Source organism: Bacillus sp. SIMBA_031, assembly GCF_046535225.1.
Classification (GTDB): Bacteria; Bacillota; Bacilli; order Bacillales; family Bacillaceae; genus Bacillus; species Bacillus velezensis.
This window is the reverse complement of sequence record NZ_JAWRXC010000006.1, coordinates 1-19,762: the sequence shown is the minus strand read 5'-3', so window position 1 is coordinate 19,762 and position 19,762 is coordinate 1. Positions and strand designations below refer to the sequence as shown.

Annotated in this window: 24 protein-coding genes and 1 riboswitch; of the genes, 7 read left to right on the top strand and 17 right to left on the bottom strand. The window is 45.8% G+C overall.

What is annotated here, in order from left to right:
- Positions 1 to 15: 15 nt before the first annotated feature.
- The 15 genes from sufC to SB724_RS15090 all read right to left on the bottom strand — a co-directional run bounded on the left by sufC (position 16) and on the right by SB724_RS15090 (position 12,399).
- On the bottom strand, positions 16 to 801 hold the full coding sequence (gene sufC / locus SB724_RS15160; RefSeq protein WP_003327022.1) for a Fe-S cluster assembly ATPase SufC: 786 nt from the start codon (positions 799 to 801) through the stop codon (positions 16 to 18).
- A gap of 176 nt (positions 802 to 977) precedes the next feature.
- On the bottom strand, positions 978 to 1,130 hold the full coding sequence (locus SB724_RS15155) for a YuzK family famiily protein (protein ID WP_003151857.1): 153 nt from the start codon (positions 1,128 to 1,130) through the stop codon (positions 978 to 980).
- Positions 1,131 to 1,322: 192 nt separating this feature from the next.
- Complete coding sequence (locus SB724_RS15150; protein WP_031306536.1) at positions 1,323 to 1,700, bottom strand: carboxymuconolactone decarboxylase family protein; 378 nt, start codon at positions 1,698 to 1,700, stop codon at positions 1,323 to 1,325.
- 92 nt (positions 1,701 to 1,792) lie between these two features.
- Complete coding sequence (gene metQ / locus SB724_RS15145; protein WP_032876641.1) at positions 1,793 to 2,608, bottom strand: methionine ABC transporter substrate-binding lipoprotein MetQ; 816 nt, start codon at positions 2,606 to 2,608, stop codon at positions 1,793 to 1,795.
- A 13-nt stretch (positions 2,609 to 2,621) separates the two neighbouring features.
- Positions 2,622 to 3,290 carry a methionine ABC transporter permease gene (locus SB724_RS15140; RefSeq protein ID WP_003151851.1) on the bottom strand — a complete coding sequence of 223 codons (669 nt, stop codon included), beginning with the start codon at positions 3,288 to 3,290 and terminating at the stop codon, positions 2,622 to 2,624.
- Positions 3,283 to 4,308 carry a methionine ABC transporter ATP-binding protein MetN gene (gene metN, locus SB724_RS15135; protein WP_174737189.1) on the bottom strand — a complete coding sequence of 342 codons (1,026 nt, stop codon included), beginning with the start codon at positions 4,306 to 4,308 and terminating at the stop codon, positions 3,283 to 3,285. The genes SB724_RS15140 and metN overlap by 8 nt, the downstream gene beginning before the upstream one ends.
- Before the next feature lie 105 nt (positions 4,309 to 4,413).
- A riboswitch (SAM riboswitch) is annotated at positions 4,414 to 4,520 on the bottom strand.
- 110 nt (positions 4,521 to 4,630) lie between these two features.
- On the bottom strand, positions 4,631 to 4,981 hold the full coding sequence (locus SB724_RS15130) for an SCP2 sterol-binding domain-containing protein (RefSeq protein WP_007410085.1): 351 nt from the start codon (positions 4,979 to 4,981) through the stop codon (positions 4,631 to 4,633).
- Positions 4,982 to 5,077: 96 nt separating this feature from the next.
- Positions 5,078 to 5,398, bottom strand: a complete 321-nt coding sequence (locus SB724_RS15125) for a thioredoxin family protein (RefSeq protein ID WP_003151847.1) — start codon at positions 5,396 to 5,398, stop codon at positions 5,078 to 5,080.
- Positions 5,399 to 5,400: 2 nt separating this feature from the next.
- Positions 5,401 to 5,766, bottom strand: a complete 366-nt coding sequence (locus SB724_RS15120; RefSeq protein WP_022553744.1) for a toprim domain-containing protein — start codon at positions 5,764 to 5,766, stop codon at positions 5,401 to 5,403.
- A 69-nt stretch (positions 5,767 to 5,835) separates the two neighbouring features.
- Positions 5,836 to 6,072: a YusG family protein gene (locus tag SB724_RS15115; RefSeq protein ID WP_003151845.1), complete on the bottom strand. Its 237-nt coding sequence runs from the start codon at positions 6,070 to 6,072 to the stop codon at positions 5,836 to 5,838.
- A gap of 54 nt (positions 6,073 to 6,126) precedes the next feature.
- Complete coding sequence (gene gcvH / locus SB724_RS15110) at positions 6,127 to 6,510, bottom strand: glycine cleavage system protein GcvH (protein ID WP_003151844.1); 384 nt, start codon at positions 6,508 to 6,510, stop codon at positions 6,127 to 6,129.
- Positions 6,511 to 6,569: 59 nt separating this feature from the next.
- A complete protein-coding gene (locus SB724_RS15105; RefSeq protein WP_003151843.1) occupies positions 6,570 to 6,926 on the bottom strand; it encodes an arsenate reductase family protein in 357 nt (118 codons plus the stop codon).
- Between the two features lie 113 nt (positions 6,927 to 7,039).
- The gene (locus SB724_RS15100; protein ID WP_007613612.1) at positions 7,040 to 8,824 is read right to left on the bottom strand and encodes an acyl-CoA dehydrogenase family protein; all 1,785 of its coding nucleotides are present in this window, start codon (positions 8,822 to 8,824) and stop codon (positions 7,040 to 7,042) included.
- A 19-nt stretch (positions 8,825 to 8,843) separates the two neighbouring features.
- The gene (locus SB724_RS15095; protein WP_003151841.1) at positions 8,844 to 10,019 is read right to left on the bottom strand and encodes an acetyl-CoA C-acetyltransferase; all 1,176 of its coding nucleotides are present in this window, start codon (positions 10,017 to 10,019) and stop codon (positions 8,844 to 8,846) included.
- 10 nt (positions 10,020 to 10,029) lie between these two features.
- Complete coding sequence (locus tag SB724_RS15090) at positions 10,030 to 12,399, bottom strand: 3-hydroxyacyl-CoA dehydrogenase/enoyl-CoA hydratase family protein (RefSeq protein WP_410571767.1); 2,370 nt, start codon at positions 12,397 to 12,399, stop codon at positions 10,030 to 10,032.
- A gap of 190 nt (positions 12,400 to 12,589) precedes the next feature.
- On the opposite strand from SB724_RS15090, the gene SB724_RS15085 reads away from it, so the two are divergent.
- Positions 12,590 to 12,730 carry a YuzL family protein gene (locus SB724_RS15085; RefSeq protein ID WP_003151836.1) on the top strand — a complete coding sequence of 47 codons (141 nt, stop codon included), beginning with the start codon at positions 12,590 to 12,592 and terminating at the stop codon, positions 12,728 to 12,730.
- A 29-nt stretch (positions 12,731 to 12,759) separates the two neighbouring features.
- On the opposite strand, the gene SB724_RS15080 is transcribed toward SB724_RS15085, so the two are convergent.
- A complete protein-coding gene (locus tag SB724_RS15080; RefSeq protein ID WP_144664277.1) occupies positions 12,760 to 13,668 on the bottom strand; it encodes a proline dehydrogenase family protein in 909 nt (302 codons plus the stop codon).
- 89 nt (positions 13,669 to 13,757) lie between these two features.
- Between SB724_RS15080 and SB724_RS15075 the strand changes: the two genes are divergently transcribed.
- The 4 genes from SB724_RS15075 to SB724_RS15060 all read left to right on the top strand — a co-directional run bounded on the left by SB724_RS15075 (position 13,758) and on the right by SB724_RS15060 (position 16,575).
- The gene (locus SB724_RS15075) at positions 13,758 to 14,015 is read left to right on the top strand and encodes a hypothetical protein (RefSeq protein WP_410571765.1); all 258 of its coding nucleotides are present in this window, start codon (positions 13,758 to 13,760) and stop codon (positions 14,013 to 14,015) included.
- Between the two features lie 11 nt (positions 14,016 to 14,026).
- Complete coding sequence (locus SB724_RS15070) at positions 14,027 to 14,359, top strand: spore coat protein (protein ID WP_003151830.1); 333 nt, start codon at positions 14,027 to 14,029, stop codon at positions 14,357 to 14,359.
- Positions 14,360 to 14,497: 138 nt separating this feature from the next.
- Positions 14,498 to 14,959, top strand: coding sequence for a MarR family winged helix-turn-helix transcriptional regulator (locus SB724_RS15065; RefSeq protein WP_032876626.1), 462 nt, complete (start codon positions 14,498 to 14,500; stop codon positions 14,957 to 14,959).
- A 20-nt stretch (positions 14,960 to 14,979) separates the two neighbouring features.
- Positions 14,980 to 16,575 carry an MDR family MFS transporter gene (locus SB724_RS15060; protein WP_007410079.1) on the top strand — a complete coding sequence of 532 codons (1,596 nt, stop codon included), beginning with the start codon at positions 14,980 to 14,982 and terminating at the stop codon, positions 16,573 to 16,575.
- A 112-nt stretch (positions 16,576 to 16,687) separates the two neighbouring features.
- Here the strand turns inward: SB724_RS15060 and SB724_RS15055 are convergent, their stop codons facing one another.
- Positions 16,688 to 17,575, bottom strand: a complete 888-nt coding sequence (locus SB724_RS15055; protein WP_265973062.1) for a LysR family transcriptional regulator — start codon at positions 17,573 to 17,575, stop codon at positions 16,688 to 16,690.
- A gap of 140 nt (positions 17,576 to 17,715) precedes the next feature.
- Between SB724_RS15055 and SB724_RS15050 the strand changes: the two genes are divergently transcribed.
- On the top strand, positions 17,716 to 18,462 hold the full coding sequence (locus SB724_RS15050; RefSeq protein ID WP_007613633.1) for an acetoacetate decarboxylase: 747 nt from the start codon (positions 17,716 to 17,718) through the stop codon (positions 18,460 to 18,462).
- 12 nt (positions 18,463 to 18,474) lie between these two features.
- On the top strand, positions 18,475 to 19,515 hold the full coding sequence (locus SB724_RS15045) for a ketopantoate reductase family protein (protein ID WP_101669748.1): 1,041 nt from the start codon (positions 18,475 to 18,477) through the stop codon (positions 19,513 to 19,515).
- Positions 19,516 to 19,762: the final 247 nt, after the last annotated feature.

The window sequence follows — 19,762 nt, the reverse complement described above, 5'->3', positions numbered from 1 at the left end:
TTATCCCCCTAACGCTTACGCTTCTTGGCCTACAGTTTCGTCTTCAATGCCCAGTTCTTGTTTAATCCAGTCATAACCTTCCGCTTCAAGGCGCTGTGCAAGCTCCGCGCCGCCGGATTTCACTACGCGTCCCTGCATCATAACGTGAACGACATCAGGCGTGATGTAGTTCAGAAGGCGCTGGTAGTGAGTGATCATTAAGCAGCCGAAGTTTTCGCTGCGCATTCTGTTGATTCCTTTAGAAACGACTTTAAGCGCATCGATATCAAGACCTGAATCGATCTCGTCAAGAATGGCGATTTTCGGCTCGATCATCATAAGCTGAAGGATTTCGTTGCGTTTTTTCTCCCCGCCTGAGAAACCTTCGTTCAGGTAACGCTGCGCCATTTCAGGGTCCATTTCAAGGAACTCCATGTTTTCGTCCATTTTGCGGATGAATTTCATAAGAGAAATTTCATCGCCTTCTTCACGGCGTGCGTTAATCGCAGAGCGAAGGAAATCGGCATTTGTCACACCGCTGATTTCGCTTGGGTACTGCATCGCAAGGAAAAGACCCGCCTGAGCGCGCTCGTCCACTTCCATTTCCAGTACATCCTTGCCGTCAAGCGTGATGCTGCCTTTTGTAACTTCGTATTTCGGGTGTCCCATAATCGCTGCTGAAAGCGTGGATTTACCGGTACCGTTCGGCCCCATGACAGCGTGGAATTCGCCGCCTTTTATTTCAAGGTTTACACCTTTTAAGATCTCTTTTCCTTCGATTTCAACGTGAAGATCCTTGATCGTTAATGTTGAAGCAGCCATATCTATACCTCCAAAATATATAATCATTATTCTCAATTTATTCTCATTCTAATTTTATAACAAATGAAAAGTAAATACAACTTTTTATATTACCCGGAACATTCCTAAAGTTTATCAAAGATCAAGGCGTAATTAAAGCTGTTTGAAACAGAAAAAGGGCGGAAATCCACCCTTTTTTACTGACCGATTTTCTCATTAAGCTGCGCTGCGAGGAACTTGCTTTTTTGATATTCAAGCTCCCTCTGCCGTTCGACTTCCATCCTTTTTGAAAGACGCCGTCCGTATTCCTCGTAGCCGATGCCGTGTGACTTCTGCATCGCTTTTTCCATTTCAGGCGTATAGTCAAGGTCCAGTCTCTCGTGGCTGGTGCAGATAATGAATCAATCCCTTCATCTATTTGTTTCTATTGTAACAATGATCCGCTGCTCCGGCCAAAGGGAGTGTGCCCCTGAATCCTTTCGAATGTGCCGGAATCCGGCGCTCGCTTTATCTGAAAAACGGTATTCACACGATTGCTCTTTCTAATGCGTCGTATGTCCGAATTCCTGAATGCACTGCTGTACGAGGGTCACTCCCTGACTGAGAGCCGCGCCGCCCCCGAATGCCGCTGCGACGCTGATGACCTCAAGGATGTTTTCTTCTGTCGCCCCTTGGTCAAGGCAGCCCTTCGTATGATAAATCATGCAAAATTCATCTTGAGCGCTGATGCTGATGCCCAGAGCGATTAATTGTTTCTCTTTTTCAGTTAATGAATCCGCTGAGAAACACTGTTCAGTAAATTCATTAAACTTCCGCCCCATCATCGGCATTTTTTGCTCGAATATACCTAAACCTTCTTTATATTGTTTCAGTGCGTCGTGCACGCTTTTTCCGTTATCCTGGTATTGAGCCACTGCCATTCCCTCCAATCGTTAACCTTCCTTTTTATTATGGACAGTTCTCCGATTAATACCCGAAAAAAACCCCGGATGATTCATCCGGGGTTTTCGTTTTATTCAGATACGGGAAGCACAGCTCCGTCGTATTTTTTCTCAATAAAGTCTTTGATTTTCTTAGAGTGAAGCACTTCCATAAGCGCTTTGATTTTCTCTGATTTTTCGTCACCTTTGCGTACGGCGATGATGTTTGCGTACGGGTTGTTTTTCGTTGATTCCACTTGAATCGCATCTTTTAACGGATTCAGTTTGTTTTGAATCGCATAGTTGACGTTAATGAAGACTGCATCGCCTTCTTCTTCATTATATGCTTTCGCCGTTAATTCAGGGGCGATTTTTTTGAATGTCAGGTTTTTCGGGTTTTTCGTAATGTTTTTCGTAGTGGCTTCAATCGTTTTTACCTTCGGATCAAGTGTGATCAGTCCGGCTTTTTCAAGCATCGCCAGCATACGGCCTTGTTCAGCGACATTGTTAGTCATGATGATGGTCGCGCCTTTAGGCAGGTCTTTCAGTGATTTGTATTTTTTCGTGTAAATTCCGAATGGCTCAAGGTGAACGGCTCCGGCATTCACGAGTTTGTAATCTTTATTTTCTTTCATTTCCTGTTCAAGGTAAGGAACGTGCTGGAAGAAGTTCGCATCCACTTCATTATCAGCTAACGCTTTGTTGTACATTTTGTAATCGTTCAGCACTTTTACTTTTAATGTGTAGCCTTTTTCCTTCAAGAGCGGTTCCGCTTCTTTTAAGATTTCAGCATGCGGTGTTTTTGTGGCGGCGACGACGATTTCCTTTTTATTTGAGCCGTTTGATCCGCAGGCGGCCAAAACTCCTGCGAACACAAGCAGCAGCGCACTTAATACAATCTTTTTCAATGTAAATCCTCCCTTATCTTTTGTCTATTATATTTGTAATCACATCACCGATAATCTGAATGATAAAGACGATGATGAGTATAAATACTGTCGCTACAAACGTTACATCCGTATTATTGGACTGGTAGCCTTCTACATATGCAAGGTTTCCGAGTCCGCCTGAACCGATGGCGCCGGCAATGGCGGTAGATCCGATCAGGGCGATGGCCGTAACGGTGATGCCTGAAATTAACGCAGGCATTGATTCAGGAATCAGCACTTTGAAGATAATCGTCGATGTCTTTGCTCCCATTGATCTGGCAGCTTCGATGACTCCTTTATCGACTTCCCGGAGCGCAATTTCCGCAAGACGGGCGTAAAACGGCGCGGAGCCGATAATCAGCGCCGGCAATGCGGCGTTCGGCCCTAAAATCGATCCGACCAAAATCTTAGTAAAGCCGAGAAGCAGAATAATTAAAATAAGAAACGGAATAGACCTGAAAATATTAACGACCGCCGCGATCACGGTGTTAATGATTTTATTTTCCCATAAGCTTCCCTTGCCCGTTAAAAAGAGCAGAAGACCGAGAATCGCTCCGATGATAAATGAAAAAACTAATGCGATGACCGTCATATAAAGGGTCTCGTATGTGGCCGTCCACAGCTCGGTTATATCAACGTTCGGGAACCATTTTTCAAACATTTGTGATCACCTCTGCTTCTACCTGTTTGTCTTTGATGAACCGGATCACGTTTTCTACTTCTTTTTCCTGACCGTCAATATGAATGAATAAAGAACCGTAGGCTCCGTCCTTCGTCTGTGAAATTTTCCCCTGCAGAATATTGACGTCCACATCAAAGTTTCGGATCATTTCCGTAATGAGGGGCTGCTCGGCGGCCTGCCCGACAAATGAAAGCTGAATCGTTTTTCCTGTCGCTGTTTCCTGCAGAAAATGCTGGATGGTTTCTTTCGTCTCCTCCGGTTCTGTCACCTGCTGAACGAAACGCTTGGTCATCGGTTCGCGCGGGTTTCTGAAAACTTGGAGTACTTCGCCTTCTTCAACGACTTTCCCGTTTTCCATGACGGCGACTCTGTTGCAGATTTTTCGGATGACGTGCATTTCATGGGTAATGAGCACGATCGTCAGACCGAGTCTGTCATTTATATCGGATAAAAGATCCAAAATTGAATCGGTCGTCTGCGGATCAAGCGCTGATGTCGCTTCATCGCACAGAAGGACTTTCGGATTATTGGCGAGCGCCCGGGCGATGCCGACACGCTGCTTTTGACCGCCGCTCAGCTGCGACGGATAAGACTTTTCTTTCCCCTCTAATCCGACCAGTTTAATCAATTCATCAGCGCGGCGGATCCGTTCGCTTTTTTTCACGCCGGCGATTTCCAGCGGGAACATAATGTTCTCCCGGACGGTGCGCGACCACAGAAGGTTAAAATGCTGGAAGATCATGCTGATTTCCTGGCGCGCTTTTCTCAGTCCGCGGCTGCTTACTTTATTTAATTCCGTCCCCGCGACTTCCACGGTTCCCGACGTCGGCTTTTCAAGGCCGTTCAGGAGACGGATTAAGGAACTTTTACCAGCTCCGCTATATCCTATAATTCCAAATATTTCGCCCTTTTTGATATCAAGAGTGACATCTTGGACAGCATTGACATCCCCATGCTTCGCTTTGTAAATTTTTGAAACATTTTGAAGATGGATCAAAGCAATCACCCGCCTTACACTATTCTAAGAAATCTTCCGGGTTTCTCCGCAAAAGAAAAGCCTTTCTGCATAAATGAGCAGAAAGGCTGATTGAAAAAGGCCTTTCTCTCATCTTTCAAAGCAGACCGCTTCGAGTGAATTGGCACCATTTCAACATTGTTGATGGTTGCCGGGCTTCATAGGGCACTTCCCTCCACCTCTCTTGATAAGAGAAAACATATCGTATTTTCGTCCGGAAATTCTTACTGTAGAATAGCACGGCGAATGATAAAAAGTCAATAAAATAAATATTGGAAGCTATTGTCACATAGTAGATTGGCAGTTACGGCCGTTTACTGATCGCCTGAAAAAATCCGTTTGTCAGCCAGAGGATGGCCTCCAGCTTCAGCAGAGCTCTGAATGATCCTTTCACTTTGAGTTTTCCGCTTTGGATAAGCTTTTGCAAAGAGACATCACCATGCAGGAGATGGATGATTTCCGTCTGGTTTCCGTAAAAGGTCAAATTAGATTTTTCCTTTGAAACCGACGTTTTTCTCATTTCTCCCTGTCCGTTAATTGAGACCGTTAAGGCTTCTGTTTCTCCTTGGAATGTAATCAGCAGCGTTGAGGCGTTTAATAGCGGTTTCAAAAACAGATGCTGTCCGTCATTCTCTGAAACTTCTATTTTCTCCACTCGTATAACCTCCCGTTTTAATGGCCATACATACACTTTCTCTTTTTAACGGACAGAACCCTTTATAAACCGCACGACATTTTCCTGTAAATATTGTCACATCGGGAACGTTTGCGATGTTTTTTGTTTAATCAGCTCATATAAATAGGAAACGGAGCGGAAGGCGTATCCTTTCTCAACAAGCTCTCCGCCTTTAAACAGCAAAAAGCACGGAACGCTTTCAATCTGATAGGCTTTGGCGAATGCAGGGGAATAATTCACGTTGTTTTTATAGAAGGCGGCGCCGGGCAGCATTTCTTCGACGACAGTAAGCATTTTGGACGCCAGCTGGCATGTGCCGCAAAACGGGGTGTACAAATACAGGAGATAAACGTCATCCTGAATCGATTCGAGTTCATTTTCTTGGAGTTCTTTCATGATTACCACCTCAGGTCGTTCTTTTTCAAAAATACAGTGTCAGCATCAAAGCCGGCTCTGATCAGCACAGATGCGAGATGATGGCCCGGGCACGACTCGACTTGCCTGTATGTTCTGTCTATATAAATATGGCGCGCTTCGGGAAGCTCCCGTTTCAGCTGTTTTCTTAATTTTTCTCCGGAGTCATCTGCGTCTGTTAAAATATAGACGTCTCTGTCAAACAGGCGGTCCGCCAGATCTTCCAGTTCGGTTTGGCCGATCGTCCCGTTTGTACAGACGATTTCCGCGGGTTCGATGAGCACTTCGCTGACTTTGATTTTATCAGATTTTCCTTCTACGATAATGACCTTTTCATCTCCGTTGTACATAAGCGCGTCACCTGCCGATTGTTTTAGCGTCAGATTGAAAAAGAAGGCAGTGAAATTCACCGCCAACTGTTAACACCAGCCATTCTCATAATCGCAATCGACATATTTCGGATCGCTGCCGTTTATGACATCGGCTGTTTTATAAAATTTTTGATTTTCAAATGAAAAGCCCTGTTTGAGCTCGTACTGGTCCATGCCTGTCATCTCGCCGATGGCTTCATTTTCGTGAAACAAGGAAAACCGGCCGTTTTGAAAGCGGCCCGTAACGTTCTCCGTCACATCGACCTTTTGTTTATCAAAAGCCATTTTAGACACCTCCCGTTACAGATAGAATGTCCAAATGGCCCGTTTGCTATCCGATCAGTCTTCCTGTGTCATTTCGTCATATTGCTCGGAAGTCATGAGGTTTTCGATTTCTTCAGCATCAGCCGGTTCCACGACGATCATCCACGCTTTTTCATACGGAGACTCGTTTACGAATTCAGGACTGTCATCAAGGTCTTCGTTCACTTCCGTCACCGTTCCGTTAATCGGTGCGTACAGTTCGGAAACGGTTTTGACGGATTCCACGCTGCCGAATGGCTCGTCCGCTTTAATTTCGGCGCCGACTTCCGGAAGCTCGACAAAGACGATGTCGCCAAGTTCGGCTTGCGCGAAATGTGTAATCCCGATGCGGGCTTTTCCGTCCTCAACTTTGACCCATTCGTGCTCTTTGGAATAACGCATATCTTTCGGTGTGCTCATCTAAATCCCTCCATTTTTTTCTTATAATAAGAAGATACCATAATTCTTTGAACCTGGCATTACATCCAATATTTTTCGAATTGGTCTTCTTTAAAGCCGACAGTGACTTTTTCGCCGTCTGTCGTAATCGGGCGTTTCAGGAGCATACCGTCTGATGCCAGGAGTTCGAGCTGTTCATCCTCTGACATGTGGTACAGTTTTTCCTTTAAGTTCAGCTCGCGGTATTTCATTCCGCTCGTGTTGAAAAACTTTTTGAGCTCAAGACCGCTCTTCTCATAGAGGTCTTTAATTTCTTCTTTCGACGGAGTTTCCTCCGCGATATGTATTTCGTTTATTTCCTTACCGCGGTCTTCCAGCCATTTTTTCGCATTACGGCACGTTCCGCATTTAGGGTACCAGTAAAAATTTAACGACATCTTCTTCACCCCTTGTAAATGATCGTCGTTATTTTAACACAATCACTTGTAAAAACCTATAACGTTGCTTCGTGAAAAAGCGCCCCTGATGAAGGAGCGCTTTCAGCATGTGATCAGACCGTATATTTTTCTTCACGGAAGACGGCGGCTGCCGCTTCACGTTTTTTCTGAATGAGGTTTTTCGGCGTCAGGCGCGTCAGTTTGCGCAGCACGGAAAGCATCATGCGGAGGGAATCTCCTTCCTCCATGGCGATCAGTGATTCTTTGGCGTGCGCTTCAATGTTCTGAAGGGCTTCCTGGGCAAAGATTTCCGTATATAACAGCTTCTGCGCGGCTTTTTCGGCACCGTCCGCCGCAATTGCTTTTTCCGTTCTGAGGACGGCAGATTCCAAAGCGTACAGCGCGCTGACAATATCGGCAATGTTCACCATGATTTCCTGCTCGCCTTCGATCTCTTTGCCGTATTTCTGCGCCGCGAGACCCGCTGTCAAGAGGGCGATCTTTTTCGCCTGTCTGACAATGTATTTTTCCTGTTCAAGAGGTTCTGAGCCCGGCTCTTCAGGCATCAGCATCATGAGTTCTTCTTGGAGCGCTTTTGCTTTTTCAAAGAGCGGCAGCTGACCTTTTACGGCTTTTTTCAGGAACGTGCTCGTTACGATCAGGCGGTTGATTTCATTTGTGCCTTCAAAAATTCTGTTGATTCTTGAGTCGCGATAGGCACGCTCCACTTCATATTCCTGCATAAATCCGTAACCGCCGTGAATTTGAACGCCTTCATCGGCAATATAATCAAGCGTTTCAGAACCGCACATTTTGTTGAGCGAGCATTCAATCGCGTACTCGGCGATTGACTTCGCGACTTCGCGTCCGTCTTTTTGCTCCTCTTCCGTCAGTCTGCTCATATTATCTTCGAATAAGCCCACTGTTCTGTATACAGAGCTCTCCATCGCGTAAAGCCGAGCTGACATCGTCGCAAGCTTTTCCTGAGTGAGCGTGAAGCTTGAGATCGGCGTTTTAAATTGCCGGCGCTGGTTCGCATAAGCGGCAGACAGCTCAATCACCCGTTTTGAAGCGCCGATTGTGCCGACGGCAAGCTTGTAGCGCCCGATATTCAGGATATTAAAAGCGATGACATGGCCTTTTCCGATTTCGCCGAGAAGGTTTTCTTTCGGGACTTCCGCCTGATCTAAAATCAGCGTTCTTGTCGATGAACCCTTAATCCCCATTTTTTTCTCTTCCGGTCCCGTTGATACGCCCGGATAGTTCTTTTCTACGATAAATGCGGAAAATTTATCTCCGTCCACTTTAGCGTAGACGACAAAGACATCTGCAAAGGCGGAGTTTGTAATCCATTGCTTTTCTCCGTTAAGAATATAGTGTGTGCCCGCTTCATTCAAAACAGCCGTGGTCTTCGCGCCGAGGGCATCTGAACCTGAACCGGGCTCAGTTAAGGCGTATGCCGCGATTCTTTGTCCTGAAGCCAAGTCCGGCAAATAGGTTTTTTTCTGTTCTTCCGTTCCGAAGAACACGATCGGCAATGAGCCGATACCGACGTGAGCGCCGTAAGACAGCGAAAAGCTGCCGGCACGTGAAAACTTTTCCGTAATGAAGGCTGAACTGATTTTATCCAGGCCGATTCCGCCGTACTCTTCAGGCACGTCTGCTCCGAGGAGGCCGAGATCTCCGGCTTTTTTCAGCAGTCTGACCGAATGCTCGAACTGATGGTTTTCAATTTCATCGATATAAGGAAGCACATCGTTTACGACATAGTCTTCTGTCGTTTTGCCGATCATTTTATGTTCGTCTGTAAAGTCCTCCGGGGTGAATATTTGATCATATCCCGTCTCTTCAATCAGAAAGCTGCCGCCTTTTTTGACGTTGACCGTTTCCTGTTTCATGCTTCGTTTCCCCCTTGTTTTAAATGAGCTCAAATACGCCGGCAGCGCCCATGCCGCCTCCGATGCACATCGTCACCACGCCGAATTGCTCGTTTCTCCGTTTCATTTCATGAATGAGTGACAGGGTCAGCTTCGTTCCCGTGCATCCGAGCGGATGTCCGAGCGCGATGGCGCCTCCGTTAACGTTCACCTTTTCTTCATCTATCCCAAGCGATCTGATGACTTGAATGGCCTGTGAAGCAAAGGCCTCATTCAATTCAAAAAGTCCGATATCCTGTAATTCGAGTCCGGCAAGCTTGAGCGCCCGCGGAATAGCTTCAATCGGACCGATCCCCATGACCTCAGGCGGAACGCCGCCTACGGCAAAAGAACGGAATTTGACAAGCGGCGCCAATCCGAGCGACGATGCTTTTTCGCGATCCATCAGCATGACAGCCGCCGCGCCGTCACTTGTTTGTGAAGAGTTCCCGGCCGTCACGGTTCCCGTTTTAGAAAAAGCCGGACGGAGCTTCGCCAAGACGTCAGCCGATGTGCCGGGACGAACGCCTTCATCTTGAGAAAAGGTAAATTGTTTTTTCCGCGGCTTATGGTCATCACCGACTTCTGTCAGTGATACTTCAACCGGCACGATTTCGTCATTGAATTTGCCTTCTTTGAGGGCTTTTGCGGCATTCTGATGGCTGCGGACGGCAAATGCATCCTGGTCTTCTCTGGATACGCCGTACGTTTCGGCGACCTGCTCCGCTGTGTGCCCCATGCTCATGTAATACTCAGGCGCATGCTCCGCCAAAGCGATATTCGGGCGGGTCACATGTCCCATCATCGGAACTTGCGACATGGATTCCGCACCGCCCGCAATAACGGTGTCACCCGCGCCGATCATGATTTTTTCAGCACCGTAAGCGATGGATTGGAGTCCGGAAGAGCAGTAGCGGTTCACCGTAATAGCCGGCACCGTATGAGGAAGCCCCGCCAGCGCACCGATATTCCGCGCCATATTTAATCCTTGTTCGGCTTCAGGTGTTGCACAGCCGATAATTAAGTCATCGATATTTCCTTCATAGCCGCCTGCCCGTTTCAGCGTTTCTTTTACACAAAGCGCGCCTAAATCATCAGGACGAACGGCTGCAAGCGATCCTTTTTTCGCTTTTCCGACCGGGGTTCTCGCACCGGCCACAATGACTGCTTCTCTCATAAACACCCTCCTAGTTCCGTAAAGGTTTGCCTTTGACGAGCATATGCTGCATTCTCGCTTGAGATTTCGCCTCGCCAGCGAGGCTTAAAAAGGCTTCTCTTTCAATCTCAAGTAAATATTCTTCAGAAACCTCCGTGCCGAACGGGACTCTTCCGCCGGCAATGACATGGGCCAGCTTCTTTGCAATCTTCATATCGTGATCGGATAAATAACCCGACCGTCTCATTTGGTCTGCTCCGAGCAGTAATGCCGCACAGCCGGTTTCTCCGGTGACTTTCACTTTTTTGCGGGCAGGCGGGCGGTATCCGCTGTCATATAAGGAAGCAGCCAGCTGTTTCGCATCGTGCAGCAGGTGATCCTGATTCATGCTGATACGGTCTGCCGCGGACAAAATCTGCATATCACGGGCTTCGTGTGCCGAACCGGACACTTTGGCAAGCGCGATTGTTTCAAAGGTTTTGATGGCCGCGTCCATCAGTTCACTTCCACCATCCAAATAATTCATGTACAGCTCTTTGTTTCCTCCGCCGCCCGGAATAAGGCCGACGCCGGTTTCAACGAGACCCATATACGATTCGCTCGCCGCCTGAACGCGTGCCGCCGGGAGACAGACTTCCGTGCCGCCGCCGAGTGTCATCCCAAATGGCGCCGCTACAACGGGTTTAGCGCTGTATTTGATGTTCAGCATCGTCTGCTGAAAACGGCGGATAACAAAATCGACTTCCATGAAGTTATCATCCTGAGCTTCCATCAAAATCATCGCAAGGTTTGCCCCCGCGCAGAAATGTCTGCCTTGGTTACCGATGACAAGACCTTTATAATTCCGCTCCGTTTCCTCAAGCGCATTGTCAATCATCTGAATAATGTCTAAGCCGATCGCGTTGCTTTTCGTATGAAATTCCAGCAGCGCGACATCATCGCCGAGATCAATCAGACTTGCGCCGCTGTTTTTAGTGATAACGCCTTTTGTTTCTTTTAACGTTTGCAGGCTGATCCGTTTCGGATTTTCTTTCACAGCCCTGTATTGGCCGTCTGAATAGTAAAATGGTGTTCCGTTTTCCTTCATATAAAATGTTTCATGGCCCTGATCAAGCATTTCTTTCACCCAGCCGGGGAGTGCTGCGCCTTCTTCTTCGAGCCGCTCCGCTGATTTTCTGACGCCGATGGCATCCCACATCTCAAACGGTCCGAGCTCCCATCCGAAGCCCCATTTCATGGCGTCATCAATTGCTTTAATATCATCAGCGATCTCACCTAAAAGCCTGGCTGAGTATAAAAGTGTTTGCGATGTGATATTCCAAAGCAGGCGTCCTGCGCGGTCATCGGAATATACAAGCGCTTTCATTTTGCCTTTGGCACCCTTTGCCTGTTTGGCGGCTTCTAACGCGGGCATCTTCATTTTCGAACGCTCACCGTATGTCATGGTCAGCGGATCGAGTTCATATATTGTTTTACCTTCTTTTTTGTAAAAACCTTGGCCTGATTTGCTGCCCAGCCAATTGTTTTTCAGCATGTCATTCATAAATTCAGGAAGCTTAAACATGTCTTTTTCAGCGCCGTCGGCTTTATCATACACATTTTTTGCCACATGGGCGAACGTATCAAGCCCCACAACGTCAAGGGTTCTGAAGGTCGCGCTTTTCGGTCTGCCGATCAAAGGCCCGGTCACCGTGTCCACCTCGCCGATGCGGCAGCCGGAAGAAAGCATTTCTCTTACCGTGACCAGCAGGCCGTACGTACCGATGCGGTTGGCGATAAAATTAGGCGTGTCTTTTGCGATGACGACACCTTTCCCAAGCGTGTTTTCTGCAAATGAAGTCATAAACTCCAGTACGTCAGGATCTGTTTCCTGAATCGGAATGATTTCCAGAAGCTTTAAGTAGCGGGCCGGATTAAAGAAATGGGTTCCTAAGAAATGAGCTTTAAAATCGGCAGATCGGCCTTCCGCCATTTTTGTGACGGAGATACCGGACGTATTGCTCGACACGATGCTTCCCGGTTTCCGGTATTCATCAACGAGTGAGAAAATCTGTTTTTTTACGTCAAGATTTTCGACGACGACTTCAATAATCCAATCAGCATCCTTCAATTGAGCTGCGTCATCTTCCAAATTCCCCGCCGTTATATAGTCGAGATTGGCAGCCGAAGTCAGCGGCGCCGGTTTTTGCTTCAGCAGCTTTTGCATGGCCGATCGGCTCAGTCTGCTGCGGACCTCCGGGCTTTCTAATGTAAGCCCTTTTTTCATCTCATCCTTTGTCAGCTCGTTTGGCACAATATCAAGCAGCAGGACGGGAATTCCGATGTTAGCCAAGTGCGCGGCAATTCCGGACCCCATAACGCCTGATCCGAGAACGGCTGCTTTCTTTATAAACTTGTGCATGAGTCATCCCCCTTGAACTTTGAATGAATAGTCATTCATTTTTTCGGCAAAAAAAATGAAACCCTTTTCTTCTTTCATCTTAAAAGATTTTCAGGATGACTTCAATAGCAAATATGGAATTTTTTTAAATTTTTCGGCTTCCGCATGTTCCATGGTGCGGGCGGGAAACTTAAACCCGGAGGTGAAGGGAATGGTGCGAGGGAGAAAAGATCCGTCTTCTGCCGCAGTGAGCGCGGCCAGCATGAAAGGAAATGCGGGACCGAAGCAAAAATACGGCGGCGGCAAACGGACGAGCCAAAATCAGCAATATAAAAAAGACAACATGGAATAACATGCTGCGGCTGCTTTTTGGAGCAGCCGTTATTTTTTGAAGATCCCTTTCAGCACAAATGCCGCGTTTGCCGGGCGCTCGGCAATTCTTCTCATCAGGTACCCGTACCAATCGGTTCCATACGGGACATACACCCTCATCCTGTATCCTTCTTCAGCAAGCTCCTTCTGGCGCTCCGTTCTGATGCCGTACAGCATTTGGAATTCAAACTGCTCCCGGGGAATCTGATGTTCGCTGATGAGTGTTTTCGTATAAGAAATAATGTCATCATCATGTGTCGCCACCGCCGTTTCATGGCCGCTCAAAAGCTGCAGCTTAATCAGCTGCTGAAAATGAAGATCGGTTGCTTTTTTATCAGGGAATGCAACGGCCGCCGATTCTTTATAAGCGCCTTTTACAAGCCTGAGCCGCGGCTTGTATGGCATCAGACCGCTGATGTCTTCAGCTGCGCGGTACAAATAAGCCTGAATGACGGTGCCGAGCATCGGAAAATCCGGCTTGCACCGCTTATACAGCTCAAGCGTACGGCCGCATCTTGAATAGTCCTCCATATCAATCGTTACAGGCACGCCGCGTTCTTTTGCCTCCGTCAATATGTCTCTGACATGCTGTTCCGCGAGTTTCTCGGAAATATCCAGACCGATGGATGTTAATTTCAGCGACAGCTCACAATCCAGTTGATTCTCGGCAATCGCCCTGATTGCTTTTTTACATTCTTCCGCCGTCCTTTTCGCATCCTTCTCTGACCCCGCATATTCACCTAGATAATCAATCGAAGCCGACAGCCCTTTTTGGTTCAGCCGCTTTACCGTTTTCACAGCTTCCGTGAGTGTTTCCCCTGCAACGAACCTTCCCGCGCCGAAGCGGATTCCGTAAGCCTGGGCGAATTTTGTAAGCATTTTATTTTTCGACAAAAATAAACATATGCTCCGCAGCAAAGATGAACTCCCTCCTTTTTCTTTTATTCGTGTATGAATTTCCGATCGCAGAGAAAGCTAAAAAGAACAGAATTGAAGGAGGCGTTTATATGAACAACCAAGAGCAGAACGGAAACTTGCCGCCTGCCGTCATCTCAACGAAAGACCATTTGTATCTTGAGGACATGCTGAACTGGAATCTGCTTGCCATGAAAAAAGCGCATTTTATGGCGGAACACTGCCAGGATCAGACGTTAAAACAAGAACTTGATCAAATCGGCCGGATGCATCAGAAGCATTATCAGCACATATTGGGCCGCTTGAACCCCGATCAAGGCGGGCAGACAACAACAGGCTATATGCAATAGGAGGACAATACATGGAACAGCAAAATCAAAAAATCACGAATCCGCAAACGCCCGTGCCCAATACGGCGCAAATGAATGACAGAGACTTGGTGAATGAGCTGCTGACGACGGAAAAATACATCACGGCTTCATATTGCACAGCCCTGCACGAGTTCAGCCACGAGTCTCTTTATCAAGATATTCAGGCGATTTTCGATGAGTCACAAAAAGCGCAAAGAAGATTATACGATGTGATGTTTCAAAATGGCTGGTATTCCATTGAAGCAGCCGATACCCAAAAGCTTCAGCAATCGTATCAGAAGTTCCGGCAGACTATTCAGCAGCAGTCTCCCTACCAGCAGTAAAACGAAGAAGGATTTGATGTTTTCGCCAAGCATCAATCCTTTTTTTATTTTTGCACAAAAAGATTGACTTATCATTAATCCTTATTTATATTTAACTAATGTTAATTATTTTCTCAAGGAACAAGATGAGGAGGAGTTATGAAAAACGCGGATCAATATGTGTCTGACATCCAGAAATCTCTTCAGACGCTGCTGCAAAACATACAGCCTGAAATGGTGGAAAGCATGGCAAAACACGAGGTGACGCCTGCCCAATTATTTGTTTTAGCCAGCCTGAAAAAATACGGGAGCTGCAAAGTTTCCGAAATTGCGGAACGCATGGAGGTAAAACCGAGCGCAGTGACGCTGATGGCCGACCGCCTCGAACAAAAAGGACTTATCGTCCGCAAACATAACCAGCAGGACAGACGCGTCATCGACATCAGCCTCACCAAAAAAGGCGAAACAAAATTCGAAGAAGTTGTGGAAGGACGGAAAGCGATACTGGCGCGAAACCTGTCCGTTCTGACTGACGATGAACTGATTCAGTCCGTGAACATCATCCGTAAAGTAGCTGAAGCAGCCGAGAAATACGCGGCTGATCAAAAAGAAAACGAATAGAAAAGAGGAGCTGCCGAAACATGAGCATTGAAAAGAAAGATCCAAAACGCACATTATTAATAACCGGCTTAATCATCGCCATGTTTTTCTCAGCCCTTGACGGCACCATCGTAGGAACGGCGATTCCTAAAATCGTGGGTGACCTCGGGGGATTAAGCATGATGACGTGGCTGACCACAGCATATCTTTTAACTTCGACGACGATCGTTCCGATTGCGGGGAAACTTGCAGATTTATTGGGGCGCCGCGTCGTCTATGTGTCAGGTTTATTGATTTTTATGGGAGCTTCCGCACTGTGCGGAATGGCCAGCAACATGACGGAACTGATTATTTTCCGCGGACTTCAGGGAATCGGCGGCGGTGTCATGATGCCGATGGCTATGATCGTCATCGGGGATTTGTTCACAGGGAAACAGCGTGCCAAGTTCCAAGGGCTTTTCGGGGCGATTTACGGGCTTGCTTCCGTGATCGGCCCGCAAATCGGAGGATGGATTGTTGACTCATTAAATTGGAAATGGGTTTTCTATATCAACCTGCCTGTCGGAATTTTAGCCGTCATCTTTATCGCAAGAGGACTTCAAGGCAGAAAACAGACTGGGCCGATTAACTTTGACATCGCCGGCATTTTCACAATGATCGTCGGAATCGTCAGCCTCCTCCTCGCGCTCAGCTTCGGAGGAAAGGATTACGCATGGGGCTCTTGGCAGATTCTCGGTCTCTTTGCGCTTGCACTTGCCGGGATTGTCGGATTCATTTTCGCTGAAATCAAAGCAAAAGAGCCGATTCTGCCGATGTACCTGTTTAAAAACAGAACGTTTACCGTACTGAATCTGATCGGCTTTTTCATGAGTATCGGCATGTTCGGCGCCGTTACGTTCGTTCCTTTCTTTATGCAGGGAATTATCGGAGTCAGCGCCACCGCGTCCGGCACGATTATGACGCCGATGATGGTATCTATGATTATCACAAGTATTATCGGAGGCCAGCTGGTTTATAAGATCGGTATTAAACCGCAAATCATGATCGGCATGCTGATCATGGCCGTCGGCTTCTTCTTATTAACGACTTTGCAGCTGGATACAAGCAAGCTCGCGGCGACGTGCTATATGGCCGTGATCGGTCTGGGAATGGGGCTCGTCATGCCGCTTCTCACACTCGCTCTGCAAGAAACGTTTTCAAAAGAAGAACTGGGTGTTGTGACCTCTTCAAGCCAATTTTTCCGGATGATCGGGGGAACGTTCGGCATTACGGTGCTCGGCGCTGTCATGAATGCCAGATCAGGAAGCCTTTTAACCGACAGACTGGTGCCTTACTTAGACTCACTGCCGAAACAGGCAAGTGCCTTTGCTGCCCAGTTTAAAGGTATGATTGACAAGAATCCTGAAGGGCTGCTTCAATCCTTGTTCAGCCAGGAATCGATTAAGCAGATTCCGGCCGCATTTTCTTCCCATATCGTGCCGGTTTTGAAAACGTCACTGATGGATTCGCTTCACAGCGTGTTTTTCACAGGCCTGGCCTTTATCGCTGCCGGATTGATCCTCACGCTGTTTGTTAAATCAATTAAACTGACAAACAAAAAGACAGGCAAACAAGAAGAAAAGGCGAAAGCCGTTTAACAAAGAAAAATCCCGCGGATGCCGCGGGATTTTTTTATATCATCTGGGAATGACCAGTCTTCCGCCTCATTGGAAATGGGGGAAAAATTCAAAAAAATAATGATGAAACCCTTTAATAAACCTTAAACATTTCATAGTTATCTTTATAGTACGACATAATAAAGTCACGAAAATTTCTTACCGAAGAAGATAACAGCTTATGTCTCATCCAAGATAAGCCGACTGGATATGAAGCAGAGTGATCAGTCACTTTTATAAAATTCAGCCCCAATGTTCTGCAAACTGAAATGGGAAGCAACGCCACACCTTGATCCAGCTTTAAAATCTCGACCAGTAAATGAGAATCTGCCTCAAACGCAATATTTGGGGTGAAACCAGCTTTCTCACAAAGCGAGGCTGTAAAACCGCTATACTCTTCATTATTAGCAAGGGTAATAAATGGTTCATTGGCGACAAGGCGTAAAGAAATTTCTGTTTTACCCGTAAATCGGTGGTTTGAGGGCAAAGCCAGAACAATATCTTCATTTACCAGCACACAACTCTCTATCTCTTCATCTTGAATCGGATGACCTGTTATTCCTAAATCAATGTCCCCTTTTTTTAAACTTGTTATGATCTCGCTTTTAACTCCGATTGCTTGGAGAATTTTTGATTGAGGGGAGCGGTTGATATATTCACTCATCAGTCCTGCAAGGAATCTTGGATTGGAAATAGATATTCTTATCTTGTCAGAAATTTGATGTTCCTCCAATTGAATTTCTGTTTGTGCATTTTCAATCTCAGTAAAAATCCTGTTTACATGTTTTAAAAGAATTTTCCCTGCTGAACTCAGCTTAATATTTCTGCCTTTTCTCTCAAACAAAGTTGTTTCCAGTTCATTCTCAAGTCTTTTTATAGTGAGACTTAAAGAAGGCTGGGCAATCTTTAATTGTTCTGCCGCTTTAGAAATATGTTCAGTATAGGCAACTGTCTGAAAGTATTTTAGCTGCAGCAATTCCATCTGTCTGCACCCCCCTCATTTATTTCAATAAATATATATATACCTTATTATGTATTGGATTAAATGTAAATGCGAATGTAAGATAATAGCATAGTTAAATTGAAAAAACATAAAAAAGAAAAAGAAAGGGGTCTCATACTATGAAAATTGATGTGAATAACATTGTGAAAAATTTAAACACACCTTTAACATCACCTGCTTACCCCGTGCCAACCTATAAATTTGTTAACCGGGAATATCTTAATATTATTTACCGAACGGATGAAAAAGCTTTACGTGCGGCAGTGCCGGAACCTCTTGAAATTACTGAACCTTTAGTGAAATTCGAAGTGATGTGGATGCCCGATGTTTCCGGACTTGGTGCCTATACAGAGGCAGGACAAGTCATCCCTGTCAGCTTTAATGGTGAAGAAGGAGATTATGTACATTCTATGTATGTTGACAATTTCCCGGCTATTGCAAGCGGACGGGAACTTACTGCATATCCAAAGAAATTGGGTGCCCCTAAGCTGTATATAGACTCTGATACTCTTGTTGGCACATTGGATTATGGCAGTCTTCGTGTGGCAACTGCCACTATGGGATATAAACATTTCGAAATGGACAAGGAAAAAGCGAAAAGGGAAATTTGCCGACCTAATTTTATGGTTAAGATTGCTACTGATTACAATGGTGATTTAAGGGTTTGTGATTTGGTGCGAACGCAAATAACGAATATAGAAGTTAAAGGTGCTTGGACTGGACCGGCGCGGCTTCAATTATTTGAACATGCTCTGGCACCTCTTGCAGATTTGCCTGTATTAGAAGTCGTTTCAGCATCTCATATCCTTACAGATTTAACCTTAAATGCAGCACAGCCGGTTTATAACTACTTAGAGGAAAAATAAGGAGCGTTGACAATGAGAATTGCAGTTTTAGGAGCAGGTTCTTTAGGAACCATAGTTGGAGCATATCTGTCTGCTGGCGGAATGGATGTCGAATTGATTGATTCGTACAAAGAACATGTAGATACTCTAAATCAAATAGGTGCTAAAGTAGTTGGTACAACGGAATTTCAAGCAAAGGTGAAAGCCATTACCCCTGAAAACAAGTCAGGCAAGTATGATTTAATATTACTTCTGACGAAACAATTATATAATGACTCCATTCTTAAAGAGTTGCTGCCTTTTTTAAAGGATGACAGTGTAGTATGTTCCTTGCAAAACGGTATACCTGAACAGAAAGTTGCTTCGATCGTTGGTGATGAACGTGTTATTGCAGGTTCTGTTGAATTTGGTGCTACGTTTATTGAGCCGGGCGTATCCAGACTTACAACTGAGTATACTCAATTTAAAGAGTACGCTTTTCAAATTGGAGAATTACATGGTGAAACAACAGAAAGAATCCTGCGTATTAAATCGGTTTTAGACCTTATCGGCGGAACACATATTTCCGATAATTTAGTTGGAACGAAGTGGTCAAAATTACTTATCAATAATGCATTCAGTGGTTTATCGGCAGCATTAAACGGAGAATACGGAGACATTCTTGACCATGAAATCGGCATTGTTAGTGCAGTCCATATCGCAGATGAGACGATTAAGGTGGGACACGCCAATGGTGTCAAATTTGCGAAAATGGGCGGCCTTGATTTAGAATCTTTGGAATTAAGAAGTGAAAATGATATTCCTGAACGTATCCAAACATTTAGGTCAGCCATGGAACCATCTAGGCTGCTAAGAGCAAGTATGCTCCAGGATCTTGAGAAAAAACGTAAAACTGAAATTGATTATATTAATGGAGTTATTCCCAAAATGGCAGAAGGTACTGGCATTTCAACACCTTTTCATGATTTGGTTGTGGCACAAGTCAAATGTGCCGAGGAATCCCAAACAGTGCCCAATTTTGATACAAATATAAAAGCATTTGAAGAGTTATTACGTAGCCGAAAGGAAATGTGATATATAGGAAAGAGAGAAAGGGATTGCTGCGGCGGTCCTTTTTTCTTGGTTCAGCAAGCGGAAGAAATATACGTAAACAAACGGGTGCATTAGTTACATTAAAGTTCTTCGCCTATGAATTGAACGAAGCCTTTATTGATTCCTTTTCAGCAAAAAAAAGCTTCCGGCACCGGGACTGCCCCCCGTTTTTGAGACAGGGGTCAAAACACCTTTTAAACAGCCAATTGCCGATAGTTTATCGGTGATT